The following is a 6,476-nucleotide window of genomic DNA, read 5'->3' as shown; positions in this document are numbered from 1 at the left end:
GGTTACGCAAACCGTAGTAGTGAACCAGGCGGCCTGCCATCAGCAGCAAACCACACAGATGCACCATCCAGACTTCGGCACCGTTCATCTCCATGATCACCAACAGGATGGCGGCGATCGGGATGTACTCCACGGCGTTACCGTGTACGCGGATCGCGGTTTGCAGCTCGTAGAACCCACCGTCACCGTAGGCGACTCGGTACTGCATTCTCAACCTGACCACGTCAAAAGAGAGTTTGATCAACAACAATGCGCCAAGCACCACATAGAGCGCGCTTACCATTTTTAACTCCATTCATAACCAAATCTGGCAGCGAGCATCATAACTGCCATTATCGCTACTGTCGCGAGGAAATATCCGATGCGATCCAGCAGATTAATAGGTTAAAACAAGGCTTCTTGCTCTGGCCAGTCCGGAGGCAGCGCTAAATTCGGAATTATGCCGTGTAGCCGTTGCCAGATTTTTTGCGCCTGCTGCGGTGAGTCGCTGTTATCTGGCGTATGAATAAACAGATAAGGCTGATGTTGCTGCGCCCAGTCCGGCAGCCTCTGTTGCCATGACTCAAACCAGCGCTGATTGTCCGCCAGCACGTCACCGCCGATAAAACGGATCAGCGGGTTGTTGGCCGTTACCACTGCATGCACCGGTAGCTTGGGTTTTTTCTGCTGTGCATCGCGGATCGCTGGGCTGTGCGGCTTGGCATGGTGCAGCGGGCGGCTATCCAGGATCGTTCGGTTAATACCGCGTTGATGCAAACCCTGATTCAGTTGGCGCTCCGCGTCACCCTTGGCGAAAAACTCCAGATGACGGACCTCGACTCCGTAGGTGAACTCCGGCGGTAAGGCATCAAGAAATGCCCATAGAATGCCCAGATGCTCGGGTGCAAAGGCGGCGGGCAACTGCAACCACAGCTGTCCGATACGTCCTTCAAGAGGGCGCAGGCAATCATAAAATGCCCGGATATCGGCTTCACAGTTGCGCAGTGCTGCTTTATGGCTGATCGCTGAAGGGAATTTAAAGCAAAAGCGGAAATCATCGCCGGTCATGTCGCGCCAGCGATGCACAATTTCCGCCTTCGGCAGAGCGTAGAAGGTAGTGTTACCTTCCACGCAGTTGAAATAGCGGCTGTAGTCCGCCAGATCGCGCAGGCCGATGCGGTTCCAGGCTGGGTGTTGCCATTGCGGCAGTCCAATATACATCAAACGCTCATCTTCCCTGTTATACCCGTCGTCTTTCAAGTTGTAGCGTTGTTACCTGCGCTATCACACCCCAGTCACTTACTAAACGTAAGCTCCTGGGGATGAGATAGCTTGTCGCCTAGCTATGCTGTACAGGGATGTACGAATGCCGCGAGCGCATGGATGCGCAAGAGCGGCCAACTCGAAATTCATAGGGTATAAAATTTACCTTTGTCGCCATGGCCTTTCAAGCCAAGATAGCAAATGTATGATCACAACGCGGCGAGAATTTCGCTGGTGCTGCGCACACGGGCGATACGCGGGAAGATATTATCGAAGGCGAACTGGTGCATCTCGGCGCTGTAAGTGCTGCACATGTCTTCGGCGATCACCAACTCGTAGCCATGTTCCCAGGCTGCTCGTGCGGTAGACTCCACGCCAATATTGGTCGCAATACCGCCCAATACTACCGATTTGATGCCCCGGCGGCGCAGTTGCAGGTCCAGGTCGGTGCCATAGAATGCGCCCCATTGGCGTTTGGTGATCAGCACATCACTGTCTTGTACCGCCAGTTCTTCTGGGAATTCCCACCAGGACGCGGGCAGCCCGCCGACCGGAGACGGTGAAGGTTTATCTACCGGCTGCTTGAGCGCTTCGGCAAAGGAATCGGACCAGCCGACGCGCACCAGAAACACGGGGGCATTCAGCGCGCGGAAACGACCAGCCAGATGGGCCGCATGGGTGACGACTTGGCTGGCACTGTGCGGGCCAGCGGCGTAAGGTAAAATGCCGTTTTGCAGATCGATCAGGACCAGGGCGGTGGTTTGGGCATCAAGTTTCAGCATTGGGAGCGTCTCTGGGTTAAAGTGGATTAGGTTGCGTCACTAGCATTTGAAAGACGAGGGTTACAGGCTACGTGATAAAACTGCTGCTAGTTAATGGGAAATTTGTTAACCGATGTGTTGTTTCTTGGCGCTTAGCACCATTTAGCATTGCAACAATGCCGTGTTCGCTCTTATCTGGCGCATGAATTTCCTTTATAATGACCGCCTTTTTTCACCAATCTTTAATCCAGCGATCTATGCCGATTTATGAATATGCATGTGGCTCATGCCAACATCGATTAGAGAAACTACAAAAATTTTCCGACGCGCCTTTGACTCAATGTCCGGCGTGTGGGCAGCCCGCACTGACCAAGTTGATCTCTGCCAGCGGTTTCCAGTTAAAGGGCACCGGCTGGTATGCAACAGACTTCAAACCGGGCGATAAATAACAATTCGTCAGATAATAGCCGTGCGGAAACAGCAACTGCTGCCAACCTCCGGCCGAATCGGCTTAAGTCAAAAGGATAGCGTATGCGTACTGAATATTGCGGGCAGTTGAATCTGGCCCACGTCGGCCAGGAAGTCACTTTGTGTGGTTGGGTCAACCGCCGCCGCGATCTGGGTGGCCTGATCTTTATTGATATGCGTGACCGCGAAGGCATCGTGCAGGTGTTCTTCGATCCGGATCAGAAAGCGGCCTTCGACAAAGCCTTCGAACTGCGTAACGAGTTCTGCATCCAGATCGTTGGTACCGTGCGCGCGCGCCCGGAAAGCCAGGTCAACAAGGATATGACGACTGGCGAAGTTGAGGTATTTGCTCACGTGCTGGAGATCATCAACCGCTCCGAACCGCTGCCGTTGGACTCGAACCAGACCAACAGCGAAGAAGCGCGCCTGAAATATCGCTACCTGGATCTGCGTCGCCCAGAAATGGCCGACCGCCTGAAAACCCGTGCCAAGATCACCAGCTTTGTACGCCGCTTTATGGATAGCCACGGTTTCCTGGATATCGAAACCCCAATGCTGACCAAAGCCACGCCGGAAGGTGCCCGTGACTATCTGGTACCAAGCCGCGTACACAAAGGTAAATTCTACGCGTTGCCGCAGTCCCCACAGTTGTTTAAACAGCTGTTGATGATGTCTGGCTTCGACCGCTACTACCAGATCGTCAAGTGCTTCCGTGACGAAGACCTGCGCGCCGATCGCCAGCCGGAATTCACCCAGATCGACGTGGAAACCTCTTTCATGAGCGCCGAACAGGTGCGTGAAGTGATGGAGCAACTGGTGCATGAACTGTGGCTGGACGTGAAGGGCGTCGATCTGGGTAAATTCCCGATCATGACCTTTGCCGAAGCGATGCGCCGTTACGGTTCCGATAAGCCAGACCTGCGTAACCCGCTGGAGCTGGTGGACGTTGCCGACCTGGTTAAAGACGTTGAGTTTAAAGTGTTCTCTGGCCCGGCGAACGATGCCAAAGGCCGCGTGGCCGCGATTTGTGTTCCGGGTGGCGCACAACTGACCCGTAAGCAGATCGACGAATACGGCGCTTTCGTTAATATCTACGGTGCCAAAGGCTTGGCATGGTTGAAGGTTAACGATCGTGCTGCGGGTATGGAAGGCGTGCAAAGCCCGATTGCCAAATTCCTCAGTGCCGAAGTGCTGGAAGCGATCCTGGCGCGCACCAATGCGCAAACCGGCGACATTCTGTTCTTCGGTGCCGACAGCTTTAAAATCGTTACCGACGCCATGGGCGCGCTGCGCTTGAAAATCGGCCGCGATCTGGGCCTGACCAAGCTCGACAGCTGGGCACCGCTGTGGGTGGTCGATTTCCCAATGTTCGAAGAAGACGGCGAAGGTGGCCTGGCGGCGATGCACCATCCGTTTACCGCACCGCGCGATATGAGCCCGGAAGAGCTGCAAAAAGATCCTACCTCAGCCATCGCCAATGCTTACGATATGGTGCTGAACGGCTATGAAGTCGGTGGTGGTTCCGTGCGTATTCACCGCAGTGAAATGCAGCAGACGGTATTCGGCATTCTTGGTATCAATGAACAAGAGCAGCGTGAGAAGTTCGGCTTCCTGCTGGATGCGCTGAAGTACGGCACTCCTCCGCACGCCGGTTTGGCCTTCGGTCTGGATCGCCTGGTGATGTTGGTAACCGGTACCGAGAACATCCGTGACGTTATCGCCTTCCCGAAAACCACCGCGGCCGCCTGTCTGATGACCGATGCACCAAGCTTCGCCAACCCGGCTTCGTTGCAGGAACTGGCGATCAGCGTGGTGAAGAAAGCCTCAGCCGAACAAGAGAGCGAGTGATGAATTACAAGCGGCCCGAGTCTATTCTGGTGGTGATTTATGCAAAATCCAGTGGCCGGGTGCTGATGTTACAGCGGCGTGACGATACGGAGTTCTGGCAGTCGGTCACCGGCAGCCTTGAAGACGCCGAGTCGCCGCCGCATGCCGCACAGCGCGAAGTCATGGAAGAGATTGGCATCGATATCGCAGCAGAGGGTCTGCCGTTGCTCGATTGCCAGCGCTGTGTGGAATTTGAACTCTTTGTCCATTTGCGACACCGCTATGCGCCGGGAACCACACGTAATAAAGAGCACTGGTTCTGTCTGGCGTTACCTGATGAGCGCGATCCGGTCCTGACCGAGCATCATGCTTACCAATGGCTTGAGGCGTCTGAGGCGGTCAAACTGACCAAGTCCTGGAGTAATCAGCAGGCGATTGAAGAGTTTGTGATCCATTCTGTCCAGTAGTTCTTTTTGGAGATATTTTTTATGGCAGGTCATAGTAAATGGGCCAACACCAAACACCGCAAAGCTGCACAAGATTCCAAACGCGGTAAGATTTTCACTAAAATTATCCGTGAGCTGGTGACTGCCGCCAAATTGGGCGGCGGCGATCCGGGTTCGAACCCGCGTCTGCGTGCGGCTATCGATAAAGCGCTGTCCAACAACATGACGCGCGATACCCTGAACCGTGCTATCGCCCGTGGCGTAGGCGGTGATGATGATACCAATATGGAAACCATCATCTATGAAGGTTACGGCCCTGGCGGTACGGCGGTAATGATCGAGTGTCTGAGTGACAACCGTAACCGTACCGTGGCAGAAGTGCGCCATGCCTTCACCAAGTGTGGTGGCAACCTGGGTACCGACGGTTCTGTGGCCTATCTGTTCACCAAAAAAGGCGTGATCACCTACGCACCGGGTCTGGATGAAGACACGGTGATGGAAGCCGCGTTGGAAGCGGGTGCCGAAGATATTCAGACCTATGACGACGGTGTCATTGACGTCTTCACTGCCTGGGAAAACCTGGGTGAAGTGAAAGACGCGTTGACCGCTGCAGGCTTCGAGGCAGACTCGGCCGAGGTTTCCATGATCCCGTCCACCAAAGCGGATATGGATGCGGAAACGGCGCCTAAGTTACTGCGTTTGATCGACATGCTGGAAGACTGTGACGACGTGCAGGAGGTTTACCATAACGGTGAGATCTCCGACGAGATCGCTGCAACGTTGTAATGCAGGTGAACGATGGCGTTGCCGACCGGCAACGCCAGGCAACAATCAATGCAGGGTGGTGGTAGCAATGGCGATCATACTGGGTATCGATCCCGGCTCGCGCGTCACCGGCTATGGCCTTATCCGCCAACAGGGCCGCCAACTGACCTATGTTGCCAGCGGTTGTATTCGTACCGTGGTGGATGATATGCCGACGCGCCTGAAGCTGATTTATGCTGGCGTAAGCGAAATCATCACCCAGTTTCAACCGGATTTCTTCGCCATCGAACAGGTGTTTATGGCCAAGAACCCGGACTCGGCGCTGAAGTTGGGGCAGGCGCGGGGCGTGGCGATTGTCGCCGCCGTTAATCAGAACCTGGAAGTGTTTGAGTACGCGGCGCGCCAGGTAAAACAGACGGTGGTTGGTACCGGCGCGGCGGAAAAGTCCCAGGTGCAACATATGGTTCGCTCATTGCTGAAGCTGTCCGCCAATCCACAGGCGGATGCCGCGGATGCGCTGGCTATCGCCATTACCCACTGTCATCTCAGCCAGAACGTGCTGCGTATGAGTGAAGGGCGGTTGAATCTGGCGCGCGGGCGTTTGCGTTAGAGATCTGTAACGTCGGGGCCGCCGCATGCTGCGCCCGCCGAGGCATAGCCATTTTGTTCTCAATCGGAGGCTGGATATTCATCCAGCCTTTTTTATGGTATAAGCTGTATCAATACTGTGTGGCAGTTCGCCACCTACAGGGAACCATTCAGGAGGGGTAATGATAGGTCGTCTCAGAGGAATTATTCTGGAAAAGCAGCCACCGCTGGTGTTACTTGAAACCAATGGCGTCGGGTATGAAGTGCATATGCCGATGACCTGCTTTTACGAACTGCCGGAGCTGGGGCAAGAGGCTATCGTGTTTACCCAATTCGTGGTGCGTGAAGATGCACAGCTGCTGTATGGGTTCAATGATAA

General features: G+C 54.8%; 9 protein-coding genes. 6 read left to right on the top strand and 3 right to left on the bottom strand.

Going from position 1 to position 6,476, the window contains the following annotated elements; translation table 11 throughout:
* The 3 genes from ACLQ7H_RS10575 to ACLQ7H_RS10565 form a co-directional block, all read right to left on the bottom strand.
* Positions 1-283: MAPEG family protein (locus ACLQ7H_RS10575; protein ID WP_411752619.1), on the bottom strand; the 283-nt coding region annotated here is incomplete at its 3' end.
* 101 nt (positions 284-384) lie between these two features.
* Positions 385-1,200: a DUF72 domain-containing protein gene (locus ACLQ7H_RS10570; RefSeq protein ID WP_411752618.1), complete on the bottom strand. Its 816-nt coding sequence runs from the start codon at positions 1,198-1,200 to the stop codon at positions 385-387.
* A gap of 251 nt (positions 1,201-1,451) precedes the next feature.
* Entirely contained in the window at positions 1,452-2,024 is a 573-nt protein-coding gene (locus tag ACLQ7H_RS10565; protein WP_411752617.1) for a hydrolase, read from the bottom strand.
* Between the two features lie 197 nt (positions 2,025-2,221).
* Here ACLQ7H_RS10565 and ACLQ7H_RS10560 point away from each other — a divergent pair, with 197 nt between their 5' ends.
* From ACLQ7H_RS10560 to ACLQ7H_RS10535, 6 genes are all read left to right on the top strand, one after another.
* Positions 2,222-2,452: an FmdB family zinc ribbon protein gene (locus ACLQ7H_RS10560; RefSeq protein WP_021181142.1), complete on the top strand. Its 231-nt coding sequence runs from the start codon at positions 2,222-2,224 to the stop codon at positions 2,450-2,452.
* Positions 2,453-2,534: 82 nt separating this feature from the next.
* Entirely contained in the window at positions 2,535-4,319 is a 1,785-nt protein-coding gene (gene aspS, locus ACLQ7H_RS10555; protein WP_411752616.1) for an aspartate--tRNA ligase, read from the top strand.
* Positions 4,319-4,765 carry a dihydroneopterin triphosphate diphosphatase gene (gene nudB, locus ACLQ7H_RS10550; RefSeq protein ID WP_024486545.1) on the top strand — a complete coding sequence of 149 codons (447 nt, stop codon included), beginning with the start codon at positions 4,319-4,321 and terminating at the stop codon, positions 4,763-4,765. Before aspS ends, nudB begins: the two co-directional genes overlap by 1 nt.
* Positions 4,766-4,786: 21 nt before the next feature.
* Positions 4,787-5,530: a YebC/PmpR family DNA-binding transcriptional regulator gene (locus ACLQ7H_RS10545; protein ID WP_411752615.1), complete on the top strand. Its 744-nt coding sequence runs from the start codon at positions 4,787-4,789 to the stop codon at positions 5,528-5,530.
* A 67-nt stretch (positions 5,531-5,597) separates the two neighbouring features.
* The gene (ruvC, locus tag ACLQ7H_RS10540) at positions 5,598-6,119 is read left to right on the top strand and encodes a crossover junction endodeoxyribonuclease RuvC (RefSeq protein ID WP_021181146.1); all 522 of its coding nucleotides are present in this window, start codon (positions 5,598-5,600) and stop codon (positions 6,117-6,119) included.
* 160 nt (positions 6,120-6,279) lie between these two features.
* Positions 6,280-6,476: OB-fold domain-containing protein (locus ACLQ7H_RS10535; RefSeq protein WP_411752614.1), on the top strand; the 197-nt coding region annotated here is incomplete at its 3' end.

The organism is Serratia sp. (in: enterobacteria), from assembly GCF_046715635.1.
Taxonomy (GTDB): domain Bacteria; phylum Pseudomonadota; class Gammaproteobacteria; order Enterobacterales; family Enterobacteriaceae; genus Chania.
Note: the sequence above shows the minus strand (reverse complement) of the source record. Positions and strands in the feature narration are given on the sequence as shown.